Raw genomic sequence first — 24,736 nt, forward strand, 5'->3', positions numbered from 1 at the left:
GTTAGAAGTTAGAAGTTAGAGGTTAGAAGTTAGAGATTGGAGCACTAGTGTTTCTAGTGATGCTAGTGCCACTAGGGTCTAACCTCTAACCTCTAAAATCTAACCTCTAGGGTCTAACTTCTAGATTCCGATATTCCCTTCCTCTTGGTTAGAGCCACCACCCGTCCCATTGCCTGGAGTAGGCTTGCTAGGATTAGAGCCCTCACTTGAGGGGTTGCTCGGCTTATTGGCCGACTCGGTAGGATCAGTGGGGTCACTCTTGCGGTAGCTCGCATTGGTCATCTTGTGACGGATCTGTGCGCCAGGGACGAAGATCACTCTATTGCCGTGGATCATCTCTCGCTTAAACTCCTCGGGCTTGTCACACGACTTGCTGCGCAGGGTTGCTCTAAAGCGACCTAGATCGCCTAGATCCACGATACGACCATTAGACAGCTCCATAGAGAGCAGCATCGAGACCGTGTTCATGACGCTGAGCACATCGCCCATAGAGATTGCAGAGATCTGTGAGACCATCTGAGCGATGTCAGCTTGTGAGGTGACGCCGTCGTACTTAGCCTGTGCGTAGTACTTGGTCTCTAGAGAGTTTGGGGTTGCACCTTTTCGATTGATTTGCTGGATAGCATACTTGATTGCCATAGTAGATTATTTTTTTTGAGTTGATAAATTTAGTTTGCCATCCTCAGAGCCTGTCGTAGCTGCGCTAGAGATCTCCTATATATAATAGGTGTCGTGGAGCATGCCGGCGATTGCTTCGAGATACGACTCTGTGTCGTGACCACTATCGATAGGAGCTGTGTAGAGCACGATTTTTCTCTACTGGCAGGATCTCTATGACGAGCGTGCGATAGTATCTCTGAGAAGACAATGCAAAGGTACGACACCGACTGAGGGGTGCCTGCTGTCAATGTCCTCGAGCGTACCTCTCGTGCCCTAAGAGGATCGCAAACGCTCCATAATGTATCGAGCGAAGCACACGCTCAAACGATCTGAGACTGTTGCAAAAAGGATGAAGCGCAAGGCACTGAGGGTGAGGTCTGAAGCGTACAAAAGCTTCTTAATAACAGACCTCGCAAGAAACTAGGCTATAAAACTCCCTATGAAGTTTTTCCTACATTTGTAACTGTGTTGCACTTGACATTGGAATGCGCGATGTACGTTCTCGAGGTATAAGTCGGATTACTTGTGCGAATAGTGTTATATTTGCCATTGAAAAGGGTGGTTTGTGACAGCTTTCACTAGCTGTGCTTTGTTTCAATTACAAACCTAGCCTTTTCTCTTTACCCTGCAAAACGTTTAGGACACTAATGCTCAAAAATGGAAGAAACTGAATCGAATCAAAGTAGTGCTGGTGGAAAAAGGAGTTTCACAGACGGAACTCGCTGAAGATCTTGGAAAAAGCTTTAGTACGGTTAATGCCTATTGCTCAAACAGGCAGCAGCCTTCATTGGAGTTGCTCTTTCAAATAGCCGATTATCTGAAGGTTAGTATTAAAGACTTAATTGTAGAAAACGAGTCTAAAGACATTGAATAAGCAAAAGATAAAACTCAGCCAACTTGAAGGCCTACTAAAGGGTGTGGCCGATGACCTGCGCGGCAAGATGGATGCTGCCGACTATAAGGAGTATATCATGGGTATGCTCTTCTTGAAGCGCATGAGCGATGTGTTCGATCAGAAACGAGAAGAGGTGCGTCGCCAGTTTGAGCATTTGCCCAAAGAGGCAATCAATCAGCTTTTAGAGGACAAGGGTACCTATGGCGACACTTTCTTCGTGCCTAAACGTGCCCGTTGGAATGAGGGCTGGATTGACGAAGAAGGTCATGAAGTGCCTCCAATTAAGCACCTTAAAGAGAGTATAGGTGCTTATCTAAATAAGGCTTTATGGGCCATAGAGGATGAAAATCCGGAAACGCTGAGCGGCATTTTCAAGGAGCGCATCAACTTCAACCGTCAGGTTGATGGCAAACCAGTGGTAAAGAATGCCGATCTCGAGAAGATTATCAAGCGTTTCAACGATTTTCCTGCTTTGATTAACGAGAACTTTGAGTTCCCTGACTTGCTTGGAACTGCTTATGAGTATATTTTAAAGTTCTTTGCAGATGAAGCTGGTAAGAAAGGTGGGCAATTCTATACTCCTGGACAGGTGGTACGCCTACTGGTTCAGTTGCTGGAACTTAAAGAGGGCATGAAGATATGCGACCCTACTGTGGGATCCGGCGGTATGCTCATACAATGTCACCAGTGGTTAGAAGAACAGGGTAAAAACGCGGACAATATAGAATTATTCGGTCAAGAGAATGATCCTGCGGTGGTGGCTTTAAGTCGCATGAACCTCATTTTGCACAACATCACCAAATACCGTATAGAGTATTGTGATACCATTGCAGAGCCGGCTTTGGTGAGCAATGGCCAACTTATAAAGTTCGATCGATTGATAGCAAATCCGCCGTTTTCTCAAAACTATAACCGAGCAGAGATGCGACACCCTGAACGGTTCACCTACGGTTTCCTACCCGAAAGTGGTAAAAAGGCGGATCTTATGTTTGTACAGCATATGCTATCTGTTTGTACATCTGGCGGAAAGGTAGTCGTTATCATGCCGCATGGTGTATTGTTCCGTGGTGGCAAGGAGAAGGATATCCGTCGATTGATGCTCACTGGGAAGAATGCCGATGGCACAGAGGCCGGAGTGAAACACGATGTACTTGAAGGGGTAATCGGTCTTCCGCCCCAGTTGTTCTATGGTACAGGAATACCAGCTTGTGTGATGGTCTTCAACAAGCAGAAGCCTGATGCACTGAAAGACAAAGTGTTCTTTATCAATGCCGACCTTGAATACAAGGAGGGTAAGAAGCAGAACACACTGCGTCCTGAAGACATAGAGAAAATCACCACTACCTTCCTTTCAAAGACGGAAATACCCGGATATTCGCGCCTTGTGCCTATGAGCGAGATAGCCGATGAACGCAATGACTTCTCTCTCAATATCCGTCGGTACGTGGACAACACGCCCGCTCCGGAAGCACAAGACGTGAAGGCGCATCTCGTGGGTGGCGTACCCGATTCGGAGATAGCAGACATTGCCACACGTCATGCACATAAGTTCTCGTTCATTCCAAAGGAGATATTCAAAAAGCGGAATGCTAACTACAGCGATTTCTGTATCACAGACAAGAACGAGATTAAGGATATAGTCGAGCACGATGACAGCGTTCTTTGCAAGGTGAGCCGTATGAATAAAGCTTTAGAGGATTGGTGGCAACAGGGTAGCAAAGTCTTTGCTTCGCTTGCCAGCAACCGACAAGCCAATCTGCCTGCGATTCGTGCCCGTCTGTTGGGTGATATCGACCATGGGCTGACGCCCCTTGGTGTGCTCGACCGCTTTCAAGTGAGCGGTATATTTGTGCGTTGGTGGGATGGCATAAAGTATGACCTGAAGACCATTCGTCAACGTGGTTGGGATATCGACCTCGTAAATAATGACGATTTCTGCTACCTCATTATCAACAAATACTTCCAAGCGGAGCAACAACGAATAGATGAGTTGCAGGCACAGATTGCAAGGTTGGAAAGCGACCTTTCAGTGCTTGTAGAGGAAGCTCTTGAACTCTGCGAATATGAACCTGAGGAAAGTGAAGATGGCAAGGAAACGAAGATTACGCCCAAACTGGCCAAAGAACAGATAGCCATAGCTACGGAAGAAATCGGCGAGACTGAGGCGCAACCGTATAACGATAAGCTGAAAGAAATCACAGACAAGGAAGCTGAGATCAAGCAAACCAAGTCGGATTTGCAGGCGGCGGAGGAAATGTTGGATACTTGCGTCCGCCTGAAATGCTACGGCATTGATGAGGAAATAGCTCCTATCACCGAAAAGCAGGAGATTGCTCAAAAGCAGCTGGACGAACTTAATCTAGATCTCAGCTTACGCATCGCTTCCATAGCCGACCGCTTGGACGACATTACCGGCCTTGAACAAATAAACAAGTCGGTTGCTTCATTGGAGAGACGTACTAAAGCTGCTCAGAAGAAGCTACCCACTATCGAAGGTAAACAGTTGTTATCAACCATTGCTGTGGTAAAGAGATCACTCAAGGAAGTGAAAAAGCAAGACAAAGGACTTCGTGACACATTGGAAGCCATTGACAGTCGAATTGACCAAGTGCGTCAGCTTTTCAAACAGATGGGTGGCCAAGTGACTGATGAAGAATGCTGTGAGCTTATCCTACAAAAGCATTTCAGCCTCGTAAGCACAGAAATGAACCACTACCTTGATACCGAGAAACGTGCGCTCATTGCAGCTTACGAGCATCTGTTTGAGAAATACGCAGTATCAGCCCGTCAGATTGCTGAAGAGCGTGATGCTGCTATGAAATCGTTGAACGATGCGCTTACCGCACTACATTATTTAGATTGATATGGGTATGAGCGAAACAAAGAAACATATTCCGCATGGTTGGGACAGTCAGCCTATAGGTGCGCTCGTTACTGAACAGCAGAAGAGCAATCTCAATGTCAGTGATGCAACTGGTGAAGGGAAATATCCATTTTTTACAAGTGGAGAGGTTGTACTCAGGCACTCAGATAATCTCGTGAACGGTGAGAATTTATACCTTGCCGATGGAGGAATTGCGGAAGTTAAGTTTTATAACGGACCTGCTGCGTATTCAAACCATACATATGTTCTGAAAGCAAAAAAGCAGATTGTTGAAGGTGGTTACCTTTATGCTTTTCTCGATGCTCATTGTTCAAATATAGACTATCTCTATTTTCAGGGTACAGGATTAAAGAATCTTCAAAAGAAAGATTTTAAATCGTTTTCTGTATTATACCCAAAAGATAGGTCAGAGCAGCAACGCATTGTGCGATTGCTTACTTGTTTAGACGAGGCGATAGCCAAGACTGAGGCGCTGATTGAGAAATATCGTCGCATCAAACAAGGCATGATGCACGACCTGCTCACCTATGGCATTGACAAGGACGGAAATATCCGCTCGCCGAAAACTCATCGCTTCAAACCTTCACGTCTTGGAATGATTCCTGAGGAGTGGGAATGTTCTTCCATAGGTGAAAAATGTTATGTCACTAAATTAGCAGGATATGAATTTACAAAATATATTCATTATCAAGATCACGGTGAAATTGTAGCACTAAGAGCTCTTAATATTAAACATGAGAAGATTGTTCTTGACGATGTAAGATATATATCTCGCGAAACTTCAAATTTACTATCCAGATCTAAATTGTACGCAGGAGATATTTTAATTACATATATTGGGGCATATATAGGTGATATAGCCCAAGTACGAGAAAACGACAGGTTTCATCTTGCTCCTAATATAGCCAAAATTGTTGCGGGTGAAGATATACTATCAGACTTCTTAGAGAATATATTACGTTCCGAGAAAGTTCAATTTTACTTTAAAAAATTGATAACAACAACGGCTAATCCGAGCCTCACTATGGGGCAAATCCGCAGCTCTTATATAGTATATCCAAAAGATAAATTGGAACAAAAAATCATTTGCGAGAGGATTAGAAATATCAATAATATAATATATAAAGAAAAGGCTTCCCTTGCAAAACTCTGTGCCGAGCGACAAGGTCTTCTCAATGACCTCTTAACAGGCAAAGTCCGCATTCCCGAAACAGTAAATATTTGAAATTATGATAAAGAGCAACGATAATAAGTATGTGGGTGAACTCGGCAAGGCTATGAAGTTCGATGAAAAACACAGCGTAGAGATACCCTTTATGGAGCAACTCCGAGCACAAGGCTGGGACGAGGGTGACAACGAAGTGCTGATGCTCGAGCTTGGACAAACCCCTGAAGATAGCTACCGCCATTCATTCCGAGAAGTGGTGCTCATGCCCAAGCTCAAAGCCGCAGTGCGCCGTATCAACCCGTGGCTCACTGATGGTCAGATGGACGACGTAATCACACGCATTACCAGCTTCGGCAGTGGCAAACTGCTTGATAATAACCGTGAAGTGCTGCGTCTGCTGCTCGAAGGTACCACCGTGGCACGCAACGAACAAACAGGTGATCTGTCGCCAGAAGTGCGTTACATTGACTTCCGCCATCCAGAAAACAACGTCTTCACCGCCATCTCACAATTCAAAGTAGCTATTCCGGCAACCGACAACCACATCATTCCCGATGCGGTGCTCTTTGTCAACGGTCTGCCCCTCGTAGTGGTTGAAGCAAAATCGCCTAAAATCACTGAGCCTATCCCCGAAGCAATTGACCAGCTGATGCGCTACAGCGAGCAACGTGGCTATGTAGGTGAAGGAAATCAGGAGCTGTTTGCCTATAACCAATTTCTCGTAGCCACCTGTCGCAACCAGGCCATGTTTGGTACCATCACTACGCATACCATCAAGTACTTCTACCGTTGGACAGACCCTTACCCCATGACGGTGAACGACCTGCAACACGGACAGTCTGCCCCCAACGACCAGCAGCGGCTTGTGGCTGGTATGCTAACTCTCCAAAATTTGCTCGACATCCTGCGTGTCTTCACCATATTCAAGACCGATGATAAGGGAAAGACCATCAAGGTGGTAGGGCGTTACCAACAGTTCCGTGCCGTGAAGAAAATGGCGGAGCGACTGAAAAAAGTCAAGAACAAGATAGAGCGTGGCGGCATATTATGGCACACGCAAGGTTCGGGTAAAAGCCTCACGATGATGTTCCTTGTTCGGCAAATGCGTATAGATGCCGAATTGGCCACATGGAAGATCGTGTTTGTGACCGACCGCACACAGCTCGAAGAACAACTGGGCGAAACGGGAACGGGCATAGGTTTGACTCTCCATAAAGCCGAATGCATTGACCCTCTCAACCCACCCAAAGGAAATAGTTTGAAAGAGTTGCTCAAAACCGATGGCAGCGACTTAGTAATGGCCATGATACACAAGTTTCAGGAAACTGGGGAACTCGGGAAAGGCATGGCTTTGTTTCCCGAACTCAATACGAGCGACAAGGTACTCATCATGACCGATGAAGCCCACCGCTCGCAATACTCTCTATTGGGAGCCAACCTCGACCGGGCATTGCCTAATGCAACCAAAATCGGTTTTACTGGTACACCAACTGCCAAGACTGAGCGTCTATACAAAGACTATATAGACCGTTATACCATGCGCGAAAGCATAGATGACGGCGTGACACTCGAAATCATCTATCAAGGCTTCACACACAATGCAGAAGTAGAAGATAAAACTGATGCAGACAAGAAGTTTGAAGATGTCTTCAGCGACTACAACCTTGTGGAGCGAATGCAAATACTCGGCTTCGGATCTCGTGATGCCTATCTTGACAGCGAGGTAACGATCCGCACCAAAGCCAAGAGCATGATGCAGCATTATGTGAGCCAAATATTCAGCGGAGGTTTTAAAGCACAGATTGTGGCCAACAGCCGCATTGCAGCCGCACGTTATAAAAAAGCCGTAGAAGATGCGCTGAAAGAAGAAATAGGCAAATTGGAGCAAGACAACCCTAACCATATAGATCTTGAAACTTTGCGGAAGGTACGAGCCGCTGTTGTCATTTCGGGCGACCGTAACGACCCGCCCGAAGTGAAACAGTATATCGACAAAACGTATCACGAGCGGAGTATCAAGTCCTTTAAACTGCCATTTGGCGCTGAAGACGAGGAAGACAACACAATCAAGGGCGATGTGGGAATCATTATCGTGTACAACATGCTCACCACCGGCTTCGATGCCCCCATTGAGCAGGTGCTGTACCTTGACAGAGTGATTATTGCCCATAATCTGTTGCAAACTATCGCCCGCCCGAACCGCAAAGGTCCGGAGGGCAAAGACTATGGCTTTGTTGTTGACTACGTAGGAATAGGCCACCATCTACGCGAAGCCATCCTCAAAACCGATGAAAAACAGCAACAGGTTGACAGTGGAGAGATTGAGAACATTATTGCAGCCATTGGCAACGAAGAACAGCTGTTGAAAGATTTGGCCGAAGCCCACAAAGCCATCATGCACTTCATTAAAGTGGAGCACGGTATAAACGACCTGACTGATGAAGATGCATTCTATGACCTATTCTATGATGAGACGATACGCGGCACATATATTGAGCTGTACCGTAAATTTTCGACAGCTTTCAATGCCCTGCTTCCTGCCAAAGAGGCTTTAAATTACTACGAAGATTGGGTGCAGCTTACCGAAATCAACGCATTGGCAATGAAGCACCTTGGTGATGGGCGGTTGAGTATGAAAGGTCTGCCACCCAAACTGTTGGCCATAGCTGATGCCTATTTGAAGAATAAGGGCATTGAGGAAACCGTGAAGCCAATATCCATCATGGATGAAGACTTCATGGAGGAAACCAAAAAGCGCAAGCGCGACAAGACCAAGGCCACACAAGTGGAGCATGCTATCCGTAATTTCATCGACATCAACATGGATGAAGATCCAGAGCTTTTCGCATCATTCTCAACAGCCATAGAAGAAATACTCAAAAACTTCAAAGGCAACTGGAAGAGAATTTATGACGAGCTGGAGAAGTTGCGCCAAAAGATATTGCAACGCCAACAAGAACCGACTTATGGACTTGATCGAAGGACTCAAATGCCATTCTTCCGTATATTCAAAGCCGTATTGTGGGATGACCGCGATTTAAACGAGGATGAAATCAGCCAAAACGTGGCATTGACCCAGGCCGTAGCATTGAAGCTCCAAACGGAAATTAAGTTAGTTGGCTTTTGGGACAACGTAATGGCTCAAAAAAGGCTGAAGGCAGACCTGCAAAACGAAGTGCTTTTGTCAAAGGACTTTTGTTCGTTGCCCGACATGATGCAGAAGTACAAGCAGGTGATAAGCCGTATAATGGAAGTAGCCCGAGCCAACCATAACCATCTCATAAGCCAATGAACTACGAGATAAGATACAGTAGCCGGCGTAAAACGCTGGGCATCGTGGTGGAACGCGATGGGCGCGTGGTTGTAACAGCTCCTGAGGGAATTGCCGCTACACGTATCGCAGCCATCGTAGAACAGAAGCGCACATGGATAGAGGAAAAGCAAAAGGATGCACGCAAATACCCCGAACAACCTAAGAAGAAGGAGTTTGTTACGGGAGAGACTTTGCTTTACCTCGGTCATCCATGCCCTTTGGTGATTTCTAAAATCAACTTCCCAGGTGTAGCGTTCCGTGATGGTACGTTCAGCATCTCATGCCATAGTCAGGCCAAGGCATACGACCTTCTGAAGGAGTGGTATAAAAACCGCGCGTGGGCTGTTATTGATCCATTGGCACGTGAATATGCTACGTCATTAGGCGTAACCTATTCAGAGTGCTGTATCAAAGAGATGCACTACCGCTGGGCTTCCTGTACGCCGAAGGGAAATCTTTGTTTTAACTGGAGAGCCATCAAAGCTCCGATAAACGTAATCCACTATCTTGTGGTGCACGAACTTGCGCATCTCATCGAGCCGAACCACACTCCAAAGTTTTGGAACATAGTAGCAGTACAGCTCCCTCAATACGCTCAAGCAAAGGATTGGTTGGCTAAAAATGGAAACGAAATAGAAATTGACTTTTAATCCAATAGTGTCCTAAACGTTTTTGGCGGGCGAAGGGTGTAAGATAGCTGTCAAGCGAGTCAATCGCCCCTTGACTAGACACTAACCATGACGACGTATCGCTGGTTTGGAAACGGACGCCCTCCGACTGGGCACCCCCGTGCGTCCCTACATCATCGTTACACGTCACGAGCGTCCGTTATGTCAAGGCGATACGTGTAACCCTTTGTAGGGACGCTCGGTCGAGCGTCCGTTGTCGAACGATATGACGTGTACGGGACGCTGTAACCATTAACGGGGACGGACGCCCTCCCACCGACGTCGCCATGTAGGGACGCACGATCTGTGTGTCCGTTATGTCAAAGGTTACAGCGTTGTGGTTTTAATGGGGACGGACGCACAGATCGTGCGTCCCTACAGGGTATCGTCACGGCTAGTGGCGTCCGTTGTGTCAAAGATTACAGCGTTGTGGTTTTAACGGGGACGGACGCACAGATCGTGCGTCCCTACAGGGTATCGTCACGGCTAGTGGCGTCCGTTGTGGCTGTTGGTTGTTACAATAATTTAGAGTCGGCTACATATCGATACGGGGCTGTGTCGGGGAAAAGTGATTTCCACGTGGATATTTTGAAATATCCAGGTGGAGAATTTTTATTTCCCAGGTAGGAAATAAAAAATTCCTCGGAGGAATCAAATGAAACTTCGGAGGAATTTTTTGACGCCCACGTGGAAAATAAAAAATATCCACGTGGAGATTTGAGATTTTCCACGTGGATATTCGAGAAAGGAGGGAATCGGACGAATTTCCCTGTAAAGAGATGTAAAGGGAGATTAGAGGTTAGAAGTTAGAGATTAGAGGTTAGAGGGGAGAGGTTAGAGGGGAGAGATTAGAGGTTAGAGGCGGTTGGCGGTTGGCGGTTGGCGGTTAGCTGTTGGCTGTTGGTGGTTGGCTGTTGGCGGTTGGTGTCGGTGGTCAAACAGGCTACGAAGTTTTTCCCTACATTTGTAGTCGTGTTGCACTTGACATTGCGATGCGCGAAGTCTTTCTGTGGCAGCACACAGCTTTAACTATTGGAAAAATACGATTCGATGAACATAGTCAAAACTGTTTTATCTAACATGCTGGAGGAGGAGCCTTTTCTTCTCGTAGCTGTCAGGAGTATCCTCTTTCTGATGTTCTTTTTGATCTCTGTCTATCTCTCTTTTGATAGAGATATGCTTCTCTTTTGGCTTACCACAGGGGGAATGGTCATTTATGCCCTTCTCATTATAGGGGTGCTCGTCTCTCAGAGTAGAAAGAGAAAAAAGAAGACCGCATAATCAAGTGTAATCGTGGAGACAGGAGTCTAGGGCTACAGCCATCGATCACGATAAGACTGTTGCATAAAGGCGAATCGCTGTGTTGCTTTCGGGATTCGGCTTCGGTCACATACGTAGGTATGTGAGCTTCAGACCTCACCCTCAGCGCCTTGCGCTTCATCCTTTCTGCAAAGTCAGGACAATCTTGCGAGCAAGATTGTGAGACTGTTGACTTTTGCAACAGTCTCAAGATGGTTAGCCCTAGTCCAAGTTTTACAGCGAAGAGACGTATAGCGTCTTCGTGAAAACAAGAATAGCCACGAGGGAGGTGGATGTATCCTTCGTGGCTATTGGGGTGCTCTGGTATGGCGTGAGGATCAGCGAGTAAGCAGTACGACGGCTTGCGCTGCGATGCCCTCGCTATTGCCTAGCGGTCCGAGATGCTCGTGGGTCGTTGCCTTGACATTGACGCCAGGGGTGTCGAGTAGTTCCTCGAGGCGCGCTATCATCTGCGGTATATGACTCGACAGCTTAGGTTGCTGAGCGATGATGGTAAGGTCGGCGTTGACCACTTGGTAGCCTGCTTCGCGTACCATCTGCATGACGGTGGCAAGGAGCTGCGTGCTGTCGGCACCACGGTACCGCTCGTCGGTGTCGGGGAAGTGGTAGCCGATGTCTCGCTGGCCGATAGCCCCGAGGAGTGCATCCATCAGGGCGTGTAGCGCTACGTCGGCATCGGAGTGACCGAGTAGTCCCAGCGGGCTGGGGATGCGTATGCCACAGAGGATGAGCGGTCGGTCTGGCGTGGTGCGATGTATGTCGTAGCCAGAGCCTATGCGATAGCTGCAGGTCATGCTTGCGGTAGCTTACTTGAGTAGCTCACGGATGCCGTCAAAGTCGAAGGCGATGGTGAAGCGGAGCGTCTGGTCGAGCGGGTTGCTCTGGACAGTCGAGACGAGGTAGGAGGCGTCGATGCTGAAGACGTTCATCTTGAAGCCCGCACCAGCGGTGAAGTACTGGAGGTTACCTTTGTCCGGGTGTAGGTAGTGGTAGCCCGCACGTAGGAAGAAGCGATTGTTGTAGCTGTACTCAGCACCGAGTCGTAGGGAGACCTCCTGTAGCTCCTCCTTGAAGCCGCCAGGTGCATCAGCCCACGAGGTGAAGATACCTGCGATGGAGGAGGTGTTGAGATACTTTTGGCGAGCAGCATCGTACGCCTCGGGGTTGGCTTGATCCTTGACAGGAGGGGTCGGGACGAGGAGCTTGTTTGCCTCCACGTTGAAGGCCAGCGCATTGTACTCATCAAAGGGGTAGAGAAGTCCTGTACCGAGCGAGAGATTGGTCGGGATAAACATACTGGTGGCACCGTTGTCGTAAGAGATCTTGGTACCGATGTTCTTAATGTTGAAGCCAAAGGTCCACAAGCTCTCGGCAGAGCCTAGGTCAAAGTAACGATTGTAGAAACCTGCGATGTCTGCTGCAAAGGCATTACCCGCGCTCTTCTCACCCGTTGCGAGGTTGTTGTCGGCGCGTATGTAGCGCAGAGCGACCGCCATCGAGTAGCTGTCAGAGAGTTGTAGCCCGTAGCCAAAGTCTACGGCAAACTCATTGGGGTGCGCCTCACCGAGCGACTCGGACATAGGGCCAAACTGCTCGATAGCACCAAAGGAGAAGTAGCGTACAGAGGCACTGAGTGCTTGGTTGCTCTCACGGCCTATCTTATAGTAGCCGACAAGCTCCATGAGCTTGATATCCTTGACCAGCTTAGCGAGCCAAGGTGTGTAGGACATACTGGTACCCGCCTTGCTACTGAGGAAAGCGTACTTAGCGGGGTTGAAGTACTGAGACTGTACGTCAGGTGTGGTCGAGACACCCATATCGGCTAGACCTGCAGCACGGGCACTTGGGTTGATATTGAGCGAGGGTACTGAGGTGAGGACCGGATTGAAGCGTCTGTCTTGGCTCACTTCTTGTGCTGTGAGGTGAGCGGTTAGCGACCCCAAGGCTAGGAGTAGGAGGGCGGTTATGCGTAGATTGCGAAGTTTCATAGAGTCTATTGATTTACTGAACTAACGGCGGTGGAAGGCTGTTTATTGTATTACTTGTTGTTAGATCGATACGATGCCCCAGGAGGAGCGGTCGAGGTTGCGGTAGTTGATCGCCTCGCTGATATGCTTGAGCGAAATCTGCTCAGAGCCATCGAGGTCGGCAATGGTGCGAGCCACCTTGAGGATGCGGTCGTACGCTCTCGCAGAGAGGTCGCGCTGTATCATTGCTTGACGCAGTATCTTCATAGCGTCACCCTCGACATAGGCGAACTGCTTCATCAAGCGTGGGGTCATCTGTGCATTGCAATGGATGCCTGGGTAGGGGGCGAAGCGCTGGAGCTGTATCTCTCTCGCCTTGATGACCCGCTCGCGGATCGCAGCACTGCTCTCGGAGGGGCGACGGTCGGAGAGCGAGTCGAAGTCTACGGGACGAGTCTCGATCTGTATGTCTATGCGATCTAAGAGAGGCCCGGAGAGCTTTTGCAGATACTTAGCGGGTGCTCCAGGAGGGCAGGTACACTCGCGGTTGGGATCGTTGTAGTATCCACAAGGACAGGGGTTCATTGCAGCTACCAGCATGAAGGAGGCGGGATAGCTGAAGGTCGCCTTGGCACGAGAGATGGTGATGGTACGGTCTTCGAGCGGCTGACGTAGCAGCTCGAGGGCTACACGATTGAACTCGGCCAGCTCGTCAAGGAAGAGCACCCCGTTGTGTGCCAAGCTCACCTCGCCTGGACGTGGGGTCGTACCGCCTCCTACAAGTGCTACATTAGAGATGGTATGGTGTGGCGAACGGAAGGGGCGGCTCTTCATCAGGGATACATCTCCCTTGAGGGCACCGGCTACGGAGTATATCTTGGTCGTTTCGAGTGCTTCGTGGAGGGTGAGTGGCGGGAGGATCGTGGGGAGACGCTTGGCGACCATTGACTTACCCGATCCAGGCGAGCCGATCATAATGATATTGTGTCCACCTGCGGCTGCGACCTCCATAGCTCGGACCAGGGCGGGCTGCCCTTTGACCTCGCTGAAGTCTACCGAAGAGACGCACTGCTGCTGGGCAAACTCCTCGCGGGTGTTGACCACCGTCGGCTCTAGCTTGGCTCTGCCTGCGAGGAAGTCTATGATCTCTCTGAGCGACTCGACGCCGTAGACTTCTAGGTCGTTGACGACGGCAGCTTCGCGGGCGTTTTCTTTTGGCACGATGACTCCTTTGAACTTCTGCTCTCGCGCCATGATGGCCATCGGGAGTATTCCTTTGATAGGTTGTAAGGTGCCATCGAGAGATAGTTCGCCAGCCATCACATAGTTTGCCAGAGGCTCATCGGGAATGATCTCATTGGCAGCAAGAAGTGCCACGGCAATCGGGAGGTCAAAGACGGTCCCCTCCTTGCGCACATCGCCTGGGCTTAGGTTGATGACCGTATTATGGCTCTTAGGGTGCGCGCCACTGGAGTCGCAGGCGGTGTAGACACGCGAGAGCGACTCCCGCACGGCGGCATCGGGCAGTCCTACCATGCTGATGTTAAATCCCTTGGAGACGCTGAGCTCCACGGTGACGAGAAGTGCATCGAGGCTGACCAGGGCTGAGGAATAGGTCTTGACGAGCTTACTCATTGTATTGGAAATAAGAGATAGAGTCCACGACTAGCGTGTGGTTACTATCGGTACGGTAGTGCATCACGCCAGCCTGTCTGTCTGGAGCTAAAGATCTGTAGAGCTGCACACGGAGAGGCTCGGGCGCATCAATGATATAGTTGTATGCGCCTAGGCGATTGGCTATCTGAGCTAGCGAGTCTACGTTTCCGAGGGGCAGGAGCAACGTGATCGACTGCTGAGAGCCTTGCGGTATGCGTACCTTTCGCCACTCGATATCTGCGCCATAGAGGATGCGCCCCTGCGGATAGCTGGAGGCTTGCCATGTGATTGTGTCCTGCTTATTGATAGCGCGTAGGGTGGGGTACCCCTTTTGTGCAGTGGACGGAGGGGTGACGACAAACTGATAGATCTCAGGTGTAAAGAGTGCTGAGTCTATGGTGCCATCGATGAGTGCTAGACGAAACTGCGACAGGCCGTCTTCGTAGAGAGACATGATCTCTAGTGCCCAGTCCATCTGCGCGGCATAGCGTTTCAGCTCCTTCTCCTTGAGGTTTGATGCAAAGGCGATGAACTCCTGCATCACCAGCTTCGCCTCTTTATTGGCGTTGTCGAAGTCATTGTCAGCGACCGCCTTGTCGTAGGTACGTAGGAGCGGGGTCGCTTTCTTTAGGAAAGCTTTGTAGCCCGTCCTCTTAGCTTCGTCCTGGTCGTAGCAGTTGTGCGGTGAGGCGACCTCTAGGTGAAAGCGCACCTTGCTCTGGTTCTGCAGGTCTAGCGGGTAATACTGCTCGAAGGAACCTACGACGAGGTACGCCTCATAAATAGAGTCCCGGTCGAAGGTGTAGGAAAAAGCTTCCCCGACCTTGGTAAAGGTGAGCGTGTCAATCTGCGCTCCGCCACTCTGTAGCGTGTAGAGGAGCGCTGTGTAGCCCGTGTTGTCCGCCTTGCCGCTGTCGATCTCAATCTTTACCTGACCACCACCACAAGATACTAGTAGGAGCAAGCAGGTGAGGGTCGGCAATAGTATGCTAAAGGGGTGGAGCAGTCGTCTCATAGGGTGTGTATTTTAGTTAGACTGAGTAGCATCTTGTCTTTGTTGCATCCAGTGCTCGATGATCTCGGCGATCTCTTGCAGTTGCTCTCGCGAGGTGCTGGTGGCTCCGCACACGCCAATAGACTCCTCGTGTGAGGGGACTAAGTCGTAGGTCAGTTCGGAGGGATAGGTGATGAAGGTCGTATTCGGATTGACCTCGAGGCAGTTCTGATAGAGGACACGCCCGTTGGAGCTCTTCTGATCGGAGACAAAGAAGATGCGGTCGTGGCTCTTGGCAAAGGCTCGAATATTGGGAATGCGACGCGCCACCTGCTGGCAGATGGTGTTGTGATAAATAAGCGTTGCAGAGCCACTCAGACGGCTCTTAATGAGCGAAAGTATCTCCTCAAGCTGATCCTCCTGCATGGTAGTTTGCGAAAAGAGCTCGACAGAGTGCGAGAAGTCGATCAAGTCTAAGTCCTTAGGCTCTCGCACCACAATCGCCTTGCCATCGGTCTGTCCGACCAGTCCATTGACCTCTGCATGTCCAGGCTTGCCGAAGATGACGATCTGCGTATCATCCTCCGCATGCTGGAGGTATGCTTGTCTCACCTTCTGCTGTAGTCTCAGCACGACAGGGCAAGTCGCATCAACCACTTCTATGCCATGCTCTGCAGCGTAAGTGTAAGAGGCGGGTGGCTCACCGTGAGCTCGGTATAGTACCCGTGCATTGCTCAGACGGCTAAACTGCTCGTGATCTATCGTATGCATGCCGAGAGACTCCAGCCGATCTACCTGAGCACGATTGTGAACGATGTCGCCTAGACAGTAGAGAGGCTCGTTACGCTCTTGGCGCAAGATCTCCTCCGCACGAGAGACCGCCTTGATGACGCCAAAGCAGAAGCCCGACTCGGGGTCTATCTCGACACGTCCTATCTGATTATTCGCCTTCACCCTTATCTACTTCTGCTCTCTCTGTCGTGCTAGAGCTAGAGCCATGGCAGCCTGCTCCTCTATAGAGAGTACACTATTATCTATGACTACCGCATCTTCAGCTTGGCGGAGCGGATTGATCGCTCTGTGTGAGTCTCGGTAGTCGCGATCTTTTAGATCGGCCGAGACCATCTCCATCGTTGTCGTCTGGTCGCCTTTGCCACGTAGCTCATCGTAGCGACGCTGTGCACGCACCTCTGGCGTTGCTGTGAGAAAGATCTTGAGCTCAGCCTCTGGGAAGACAACCGTCCCTATATCTCGTCCATCCATCACGATACCGCCCGCCTCGCCCAGACGCTGCTGTTGCGCCACGAGCATCGTGCGTACGAAGTCATAGCTCGCCACGACACTGGCTGGACGAGACACCTCTAGCGTGCGGATCTCAGACTCGACATCCTCACCATTGAGGAGCGTGTGTCCCGTCTGAGGGTCAAAGGTCACCTGCACACCCTCCAGCTCCTGACGTAGCTTATCTAGGTCAAAGTGCTCACCATCCCATAGCCCACGGCGCATCGCAAAGAGAGCCACGGCACGATACATCGCACCGCTATCCACGTAGGTGTAGCTCAGGTCCTTGGCGAGTGCACGCGCTAGCGTACTCTTGCCGCAGGCGCTGTATCCATCGATCGCTATCTGTATCTGCTTAGTAGACATACTTGTCATTGCCAAATGTTGTGGAGAATGAAAACATCAGCCCCAACATCTGTGGGGTATAATAGGTTGCGCCGAGTGCTAGGCGGTAGTGCCTCTGGTTAAAGCCCACACCAGCCGACAGGCCACTCAGGCTCTTAGCTCCTCGCTCCGAGAGATCCACCGCTTGCTTTGCGTTGTACCCGATGCCGATCCAAAACTGCTCAGACGGGACAAACTCCACGCCACCCGCTAAGTGACTCGCTACACGGATACCCGTCGACCGTCCCGCTCCCCAGGTCTGTATATTATAAGGTGTCAGACCATGTAGCGTGAGGTGAAAGCGTATCGGAGCATGCGCCAGTCGCTGCGACATACCGAGACGCACGTCCCACTGTGGCATACGACGCGAGAGTCCGTAGCTCTTGAGCATACCGCCCACATTAGAGATGGTCATACCTAGCGATGTGCCCCAGTCGGAGCGGTAGTAGCTCAGCCCTGCGTCGGCTATGAGGGCAAAAGCAGAGTAATGCTCGATCTGCCCATAGAGCATCTTGAGCGCCAAACCACCACGCAGTCTGTCGGTCAAGTCGTAGCTGTACAGCCCCGAGAGTGACATCTCCATCGCCTGAAAAGGAGCCGTCGCCACCCCCTGCGTATCATATCCCTGCATCTTACCATAGTAGGTACTGCGCAGAGCGACCGCCCAGGCACCCCGCTCACCGACAGGTAGCCCGTAGAGCGCATTGGCACTGTGCGTGCCACGCATGTAGTTGAAGTAGGAGAGAAACATTCGTCCCGCCACCTCGTGTCCATAGAGTGCGGGGTTGTCTAGAGCTAGCCCCGGGTTTGCATCTATATAGGATATTACCTTGCCGCCCATAGCGAGCGACTGTGCTGAGGGGGGCTGTAGCAGGAAGCCAAAAGTATGAGCCTCCTGCCCCCGTACAGTTGTATAGGGGAGGAGGCCGAAAAGTAGTAGGAGTAGTGCACTCCCGAGAGATGCTCGAGGCATAGATCTGTAGTAGAGGGACTATCAGTCGTTACGTCCGAAGAACCTCAAGAGGTATAGGAATAGGTTGATAAAGTCTAGATAGAGCGATAGAGCGCTGATGACCGCTAGCCGTCCCACCTGCGTATCGTCATAGAGGTCTGTCTCAGTAGCTAGACGCTTCACACGCTGCACATCGTAAGCGGTCAGAGCGGTGAAGAGTACCACGCCGATGAGGCTAATGATCCAGTCCAGACCGCTCGAGCGAAGGAAGAGATTGACCAGCGAAGCAATGATGAGGCCTATCAGTGCCATGAATAGGATAGAGCCCATCTTAGATAGATCCCGCTTGGTGGTAGCACCCACGAGCGCCATCACGCCAAACATGCCGGTGGTTATGAAGAAGGTCTTCGCAATCGACCCGAGACTATATACTACAAAGATGACAGAGAGCGTCGCACCATTGAGTGCCGAGTAGACAATCAGCATAATGGTAGCCGTCGTCACGCTCATCTTGTGGATGCGCGCCGAGAGGACGAAGACCACGACTAGCTCCGCAATGATGAGTAGCCACATAGCTCCTGATGAAGCTATCTGGTAGAAGAGTCCTGTGTTTACGACACCCATAGCAGCGAGTGCCGTGATGAGCAGGCATAGAGCCATCCAGCCGAAGGTCTTGCGCATCACTGTGCCAACCAATGGGGCTGCCATATAGGTTTGTCCCTCAGGAGTTGAGTAGTCTGAGGGGTTGTAGGGAGGGGGTGTTGTCATAGCTTTATGATATTAAAGTGTTTCATCGTTTTGTCTGTATCAGATAGGGGAGTGAGAGAGAAGTTTAACGCTTCCCGTCTAGCGTCTCCAATGTTGCCGAGTCAAGAACCTCAGCTTTCACTATGCGCTTTGGCTGCTGAGTGAGTCCTAGCTTGGAGTCGTTGCAGAGTGTATAGGAGAGTCGATCGGTCACCTGTAGGTAGCACTCAGCGCTGTCAGAGAGCAACGCATCAGCCGCCTCAACTGTCAGTGTATCAGCCCGCACCACAGAGCGATCGGAGGCTGTCAGAGAGAGCTCATTGGTCTGTCCGAGGAGTGTAGCACTTCCAGATCCAGTCGCTGTGATGTGGGTCTCCCCATCAGACTGCAGTACAGCACGTATCTCAGGTGAACCGCTGTAGCCTATGAAGGACTGCTTGCACGAGAGGTAGAGATCGGCCTTTGCATTGCCACGCAGCTGTACCTCTGCGTAGTTCGCATCGATGGTCAAACCCTCTACCTGCCCACCAATCTGTAGCAGGTCAAAAGGCGTATCGAGCTTGTTGCATCCCGTCGCTACGACCTTGGCATCCCCGACCACGCGCAGCTGGCTGATCGAGGGTAATGTGAGCTCGGCAAAGACCTCTCCCGGTACCCAACGGTTGCGATAGGGTAGACGTCTGATGGATAGCGTGTTGTCGGCTACGCACACCTTCACACGGCGGCGTAGCGCGTTGGGATAGGAGACTCTGAGCGTGGCGTGTGATACGGTGTCAAACTTGATCTGTAGTTGAACGCCCGTCCCCACCTCTAGCGTGTCAAAGGTCCTAGTAGCGTAGCTGTAATTCTTGCTACGCCTATGACGCTGCCAGTAGAGGAGAGCTAGAGCGGTCACCGCCACACCTGAGGCGAGGGTGCCACCAGCGATAACTCCTTGTCGCCATCTACGCACACCCTCAGGGATCGGTATGTCAGAGAGCTTAGAGGTGAACTGAGAGAGGGATATGTTGCGTTTCTTCATAGAGACTCTAGGGATTGATTGAGTGATAGGTGTCTGTCTGTCAATAGCGTGCCACGAGGGCCGACCCTGCATCAAGAGACGAATCACCCCATTTGTAGCAACGAAGATACAAAAAAGTGCAGAGACGCCAATAGTTCCCTCCGTATGGCACAGGGCTGACGCATTATATACCATGAAGTCATAGGCCTCTCTACTCCTCGCTTGTTGCTAATGAGCAGCTCCTGACAGAGCGATTATGATGCGTCATCCCTGGCTGGGAAAAGTTGATGCCGGCTCGCTACGATAATTTACAACTAACTACATATCAAAATGGCATTGTGTCGGAGAAAAGTGATTTCCACGTGGATATTTCGAAATCCCCACGTGGAGAATAAAAAATTCTTCGGAGGAATGAAATGAAACTTCGGAGGAATGAAATGAAACTTCGGAAGAAATGATTCGCCCCCACGTGGAAAATAAAAAACATCCACGTGGAGATTTGAGATTTACCACGTGGATATTCGAGAAAGGAGGGAATCGGACAAATTTCCCTGTAAAGATATGTAATTAGAGGTTAGAGGTTAGAGATTAGAAATCAGGGATTGGGGGAATCGGAAGGGGAGAGGTTAGAGGGTAGGGCTGACACATTATATATAGTGACCTCATCTATGTCTTGCTTGTCGCTCGTGTGTAGCTCCTGACAGAGCGATTATAATGCGTCAGCCCTGACGTATGGCACTACAGTTTCCTACCTATGAAACTCTATTTTCCTACCTATGAAACTCTATTTTCCTACCTATGAAACTCTATTTTCACCCGTATGAAACTACAGTGCCAATAGGGGATGGCACTGGAGCTTCACGGCAAAAAGGAGCTTACGACTTATCGCTAGTCTTCTCGGTTTTGGGAGAAGAAATGATTGAGGTTCTTGAAGCCAATCTTGGAGCTGGGTAACTGAGGAAAAGGAGAGCGCAGTATGAGCTTGCGTTCGGTGCGATTTGTGTAGCCCTGGATGTAGTTAAGATTGACGATGTAGCTCTGATGCGTCCTAACGAAGATGTGTAGTCCCTGTAGCTCTCTATCGTAGACACCTATGTTCTTAGTGCTGTAGATCTCCTCACCATCAGACAGATAGATCTTACACCCCCCGTCACTAGACTGTATGTATACGATCTGATTACTATGGAAGATTCGCGTGTCTACCGCTGTAGAGACTTGTAGCCACTTACCAGTCTGGTCGCTTGGGGTAGATGCAGTACTCGTCTCTTGCGACTGATAGATATGCTGAGTAGCCTTTTCGATAGCTGAGCGTAGCGACTCCTTGTCTATAGGCTTGTCGAGAAAGGCGACGGCTCCCTCATAGATCGCTTGCTGCGCATACTTAAACTCACAGTGCCCGGAGAAGATGATGAGCTGAAACTGTCGGAAGTTTTGCCACTCCTCTAGTAGGTCAAAGGCGGTCCGCCCCTCAGGAGCAAACTGTATGTCCAAGATGAGTAGCTGGGGGGCAAACTTCTTGATGGCTAGATCTACCTCTGCCAGCGAGGTACAAGTAGCAACAATCTCTAGCGTTGGGGCTACCTCCTCGACTAGAGAACGCATCAGAGCCAAGATCTCGGGAGAGTCGTCAGCGATTATGGCCCGTAGTGGTGGGATAGTTGTAAACATAGATTTATAGGCGATAATGAGGTGGTAAGCGTAGTGTGATGGTGGTTCCTTGCTCCGAAGAGTCTATACCGAGGTCTATCGCATAGCCTAGTCGATTGAGGAGGTGGATACGCTTCTTCGTTAGCTCCAGACCATAGGAGTGATAGCTGAGCTTGGACTTGTGTTGTAGCTTTTTGGCTTGCTGTATGCCGATACCATTGTCAGCTATCTGGATGGATATGGCTCCACCCTGTTGGTCTAGAGAGATGGAGACTTGTAGCATCGCTCTACGGGCATCATTGAGAGGCAGTAGTCCGTGACTTATAGCATTCTCCACAAAGGGCTGCAGGAGCATCGGAGGTATACAAACCTGATCGGGAGATATAGCCTCCTCAATGGTAATCTGAAAGGCAAAAGCATCTGGGTGTAGCTCCTGCTGAAAGCTCACAAACTGCTCCGTCAGCTCTAGCTCCCGCTGTAGCGTAGTCCAGTGCTGTGCTAGTGTAGAGTCTAGCGCACTTACAGAGCTTTGTATCGAACTATGGAGGAATGCTCGTATGAGCCGACTCAGACTGACCAACTGCTGCTCGGCCTCTTCGGTTTTCTGTAAGTGTACCTTAGCCTGTACCGAGGTCAGGACATTGTAGACAAAGTGTGGATTGAGTTGAGCTTGTATCGTATCCATCTCAGCTACCTGAGCTTGCGTAATAGTCTCAGAGAGGCGTCGCTTAGTACGTAGCAGGAGGAGCACACTCCCCACGATGGCTAGCAGCAGTAAGAGGACAATGCTTGGGACAAACCATGCCTGATTATAGAAGGCTCGCCTTACCGATATCTCTAGTTCATATAGCTCCTGCTCCGAGCAGACCTTATCAGTCCCTTTGTATAGCACCTGCACCTGCAGTGTCGTCGTGCCATGAGGCAAGTTGGTCAAGACGATATAATCCTCATCCTGAGCCTTGCTCCAAGGTGCTGTGCTACTCGTACGATAGCGATACACCAGCGGATAGGGACGACTATAGGCAAGCGTCGTAAGCGAAATGGTCACAGACGATCTATTGGTCGGGAGGCTCACTCGTCGCTGATTATATAGTATAGGCGTGTTATCATAATAGGAGAAGAAGAGCTTGGCTCCGTGCGTAGCTGTCGGTCTTAATAGTTTGGGGCGAATAGACGCTAGATGCGAACTACTGGCCACCCAAATGTTGCCCTGAGAGTCCATATATGCGCCAGCCTGCCCAGGCTCCTCTACACGAAAACCATTGGACGCATCGATATAGCCCCACAGTTTCACTCGTCTCGTACGATGAAATGCTTTGAGATCGATGATACAGAGCCGATCGCCCTGCGACACCAGTAGTCGCTCGCTATCTATCGGTAGGACGAGGGCGGTCAACTCTTGGAACTCGGGATCATCTACTACGCAGATTTGATCTTGCTTAGCATCGTAGTAGCATAGTCCCATATCTGTGGCAAACCAAGTCGTGCCATACGCATCTGTCGCCATCTCCATACAGAAGTATGAGGCGCCTCGCTCGTTAGCATACCTAACTAACGCTCCTGTGTCGTAGTCATAGCGGTAAATCTCTCTACCACCCAGCCAGTAGCTCCCGACAGAGTCCCGTGTGATGGAGAGTATATTACCCTGTATTGTGACACTCTTATATTGTGTGACTGTACGCTGTACTTTACCCTCTTCGTCCCATATAGCAAAGCTACCCATACCTCCTCCCCATATAAGCCGACGCTGAGCATCGTAATAGGTATAGAAGCAGAGCTGCTCATGCACCCCTGTACGCTCTAGCTCTGAGACCTTACCACTCTTCGGATTATAACGTATCACTCCTTTAGAGTGTGGAAAGTAAAGCACCCCACGGCTATCTCGTACAGGATGAAAGTAGTACCCTTGATCTAGCTCGCTAGTAAGTGAGAGCGACTCTACCTGATCGCCACGGATGCGCTTGATCTCGTGCGTAAAGGAGCTAGCGTATATCGTGCCATCATCGCCAGCGACACAGCCCCACACCTCAGGCAGTAGCTTCGCATCGTAGAGCTGAATCGCATCAGGCAATACCTGTAGCATACCGCGCTCTGTACCAAGATAGATGCCCCCCTGATGGTTAACGACCATATCTGTGATATACCCCCACTGCGATATATACTTACTAAGATTTATCAGCTCGCCATAATTTAGGAACTGTAACTCTCCTAGATGTAAGCCTGGCAGTATGACATTGCTTACCCCATACCAAGCTATCGGGAGTGGCTCTACCCAACGCCCTCCTACAGAAGAAGCTATACGACTAAGCCCCTTAGCAGAGAGAGCATAAAGCTCCACCGTCCCCACCTCTCGGCTAAAGGCTATACAGACCTCGCCCCGAGGCCCATAGAGCAGACGCTTAGACTGTTGCTGTAGTTGCTTAGGGAGGTCAACGGTTGTGATACGCCCCTCTCTCGTCACCCGCAATAGCCTCTCAGAGTCATCATCATACGAACCTACGAGGTAGAGGTCGTGGTGTAGCTTATCATAGCGCATCGGAGAGTGTACCGAGGTGACCCCTGGAGAGAGAGGCGTCTCTTGCAGCCTCCCCTCTGCATAGTGACCGACTACAAAGCGAGACGATGCATTCCGCTTGGCATACCACAGGGTACGCTCTCCACCTAAGGTTGCGGCATATAGTCCCGTCAGAGGTACAGGGAGTGTCTGTACACTATCGCCACTGATCCTTGAGACACCTTGCGTCGTAATGATCCATACAAAGCCATCTTCATCCTCCTCAAGATGGACGACCTCTCCAGCTGACAACCCCTCCCTAGATGCCGTAAAGGGGTGAAACCGCACGCCATCAAATCGACCCACACCAGCCTTCGTCCCAGCCCATATATACCCGCGACTATCTTGCATCAACTTAGTCACCTGACACTGTGGCAATCCCTGCTCCTTGGAGTAGCGTATGCTCTGCACCCCCTTCAAGCTTTGTGCCTGAAGAGTTCCTATGACTAGTAGCCATAGGGCTAGGATTGTCATAATAGGAGTGTATTGCTGTAGATGATAAGACTTCATCGGTTCACAAAGATACATATTTAGAGACTAGAGTGACTAAGCTTTTGACCTTTAAAGGTCAGAAGCTCTTGTGTCGCAGAGAAGAGATAAAAAAAGACTGCTACACTGACGTGATACCCATTCACTTCAATGCAGC

At 50.1% G+C, this 24,736-nt stretch carries 19 protein-coding genes; 6 read left to right on the forward strand and 13 right to left on the reverse strand.

Annotated features, from left to right (window positions below):
* Positions 1-120: 120 nt before the first annotated feature.
* Entirely contained in the window at positions 121-639 is a 519-nt protein-coding gene (locus Q2J34_RS06455; RefSeq protein ID WP_298886839.1) for an HU family DNA-binding protein, read from the reverse strand.
* Positions 640-1,327: 688 nt separating this feature from the next.
* Here Q2J34_RS06455 and Q2J34_RS06460 point away from each other — a divergent pair.
* Genes Q2J34_RS06460 through Q2J34_RS06480 form a run of 5 tightly spaced genes read left to right on the forward strand, consistent with a single transcriptional unit; the run spans position 1,328 to position 9,570 of the window.
* Positions 1,328-1,534 carry a helix-turn-helix transcriptional regulator gene (locus Q2J34_RS06460; RefSeq protein ID WP_298886888.1) on the forward strand — a complete coding sequence of 69 codons (207 nt, stop codon included), beginning with the start codon at positions 1,328-1,330 and terminating at the stop codon, positions 1,532-1,534.
* A complete protein-coding gene (locus Q2J34_RS06465) occupies positions 1,527-4,418 on the forward strand; it encodes a type I restriction-modification system subunit M (RefSeq protein WP_298886842.1) in 2,892 nt (963 codons plus the stop codon). The genes Q2J34_RS06460 and Q2J34_RS06465 overlap by 8 nt, the downstream gene beginning before the upstream one ends.
* 7 nt (positions 4,419-4,425) lie before the next feature.
* Positions 4,426-5,664, forward strand: a complete 1,239-nt coding sequence (locus Q2J34_RS06470; RefSeq protein WP_298886845.1) for a restriction endonuclease subunit S — start codon at positions 4,426-4,428, stop codon at positions 5,662-5,664.
* 4 nt (positions 5,665-5,668) lie between these two features.
* Positions 5,669-8,899: a type I restriction endonuclease subunit R gene (locus Q2J34_RS06475; protein WP_300969584.1), complete on the forward strand. Its 3,231-nt coding sequence runs from the start codon at positions 5,669-5,671 to the stop codon at positions 8,897-8,899.
* Positions 8,896-9,570, forward strand: coding sequence for a M48 family metallopeptidase (locus Q2J34_RS06480; protein WP_298886851.1), 675 nt, complete (start codon positions 8,896-8,898; stop codon positions 9,568-9,570). The genes Q2J34_RS06475 and Q2J34_RS06480 overlap by 4 nt, the downstream gene beginning before the upstream one ends.
* Positions 9,571-10,436: 866 nt before the next feature.
* On the opposite strand, the gene Q2J34_RS06485 is transcribed toward Q2J34_RS06480, so the two are convergent.
* A complete protein-coding gene (locus tag Q2J34_RS06485) occupies positions 10,437-10,607 on the reverse strand; it encodes a hypothetical protein (protein ID WP_298886854.1) in 171 nt (56 codons plus the stop codon).
* 31 nt (positions 10,608-10,638) lie between these two features.
* Here Q2J34_RS06485 and Q2J34_RS06490 point away from each other — a divergent pair, with 31 nt between their 5' ends.
* Positions 10,639-10,869: a hypothetical protein gene (locus Q2J34_RS06490; RefSeq protein WP_298886856.1), complete on the forward strand. Its 231-nt coding sequence runs from the start codon at positions 10,639-10,641 to the stop codon at positions 10,867-10,869.
* Between the two features lie 356 nt (positions 10,870-11,225).
* On the opposite strand, the gene ispF is transcribed toward Q2J34_RS06490, so the two are convergent.
* The 11 genes from ispF to Q2J34_RS06545 form a co-directional block, all read right to left on the reverse strand.
* Positions 11,226-11,702, reverse strand: a complete 477-nt coding sequence (gene ispF, locus Q2J34_RS06495) for a 2-C-methyl-D-erythritol 2,4-cyclodiphosphate synthase (RefSeq protein ID WP_298886858.1) — start codon at positions 11,700-11,702, stop codon at positions 11,226-11,228.
* Between the two features lie 12 nt (positions 11,703-11,714).
* A complete protein-coding gene (gene porV, locus Q2J34_RS06500) occupies positions 11,715-12,896 on the reverse strand; it encodes a type IX secretion system outer membrane channel protein PorV (RefSeq protein ID WP_298886861.1) in 1,182 nt (393 codons plus the stop codon).
* Positions 12,897-12,956: 60 nt separating this feature from the next.
* The gene (locus Q2J34_RS06505; protein WP_298886864.1) at positions 12,957-14,510 is read right to left on the reverse strand and encodes a YifB family Mg chelatase-like AAA ATPase; all 1,554 of its coding nucleotides are present in this window, start codon (positions 14,508-14,510) and stop codon (positions 12,957-12,959) included.
* Positions 14,503-15,546, reverse strand: coding sequence for a hypothetical protein (locus tag Q2J34_RS06510; RefSeq protein WP_298886867.1), 1,044 nt, complete (start codon positions 15,544-15,546; stop codon positions 14,503-14,505). Before Q2J34_RS06510 ends, Q2J34_RS06505 begins: the two co-directional genes overlap by 8 nt.
* Before the next feature lie 12 nt (positions 15,547-15,558).
* Positions 15,559-16,461, reverse strand: a complete 903-nt coding sequence (locus Q2J34_RS06515) for a 4-hydroxy-3-methylbut-2-enyl diphosphate reductase (protein ID WP_298886891.1) — start codon at positions 16,459-16,461, stop codon at positions 15,559-15,561.
* Positions 16,462-16,485: 24 nt separating this feature from the next.
* The gene (gene cmk, locus Q2J34_RS06520) at positions 16,486-17,172 is read right to left on the reverse strand and encodes a (d)CMP kinase (RefSeq protein WP_298886870.1); all 687 of its coding nucleotides are present in this window, start codon (positions 17,170-17,172) and stop codon (positions 16,486-16,488) included.
* On the reverse strand, positions 17,162-18,163 hold the full coding sequence (gene porQ / locus Q2J34_RS06525) for a type IX secretion system protein PorQ (protein WP_298886873.1): 1,002 nt from the start codon (positions 18,161-18,163) through the stop codon (positions 17,162-17,164). The genes cmk and porQ overlap by 11 nt, the downstream gene beginning before the upstream one ends.
* 21 nt (positions 18,164-18,184) lie before the next feature.
* Positions 18,185-18,910 (reverse strand): Bax inhibitor-1/YccA family protein, encoded by a 726-nt coding sequence (locus Q2J34_RS06530; RefSeq protein ID WP_298886876.1) that lies wholly within the window; start codon positions 18,908-18,910, stop codon positions 18,185-18,187.
* Between the two features lie 64 nt (positions 18,911-18,974).
* Positions 18,975-19,910 carry a GIN domain-containing protein gene (locus tag Q2J34_RS06535; RefSeq protein ID WP_298886878.1) on the reverse strand — a complete coding sequence of 312 codons (936 nt, stop codon included), beginning with the start codon at positions 19,908-19,910 and terminating at the stop codon, positions 18,975-18,977.
* 867 nt (positions 19,911-20,777) lie between these two features.
* Positions 20,778-21,557, reverse strand: coding sequence for a LytR/AlgR family response regulator transcription factor (locus Q2J34_RS06540; protein WP_298886881.1), 780 nt, complete (start codon positions 21,555-21,557; stop codon positions 20,778-20,780).
* Positions 21,558-21,561: 4 nt separating this feature from the next.
* A complete protein-coding gene (locus Q2J34_RS06545) occupies positions 21,562-24,564 on the reverse strand; it encodes a sensor histidine kinase (protein WP_300969585.1) in 3,003 nt (1,000 codons plus the stop codon).
* Positions 24,565-24,736 lie beyond the last annotated feature (172 nt).

The sequence above is a fragment of the Porphyromonas vaginalis genome (assembly GCF_958301595.1).
Lineage (GTDB): Bacteria > Bacteroidota > Bacteroidia > Bacteroidales > Porphyromonadaceae > Porphyromonas > Porphyromonas vaginalis.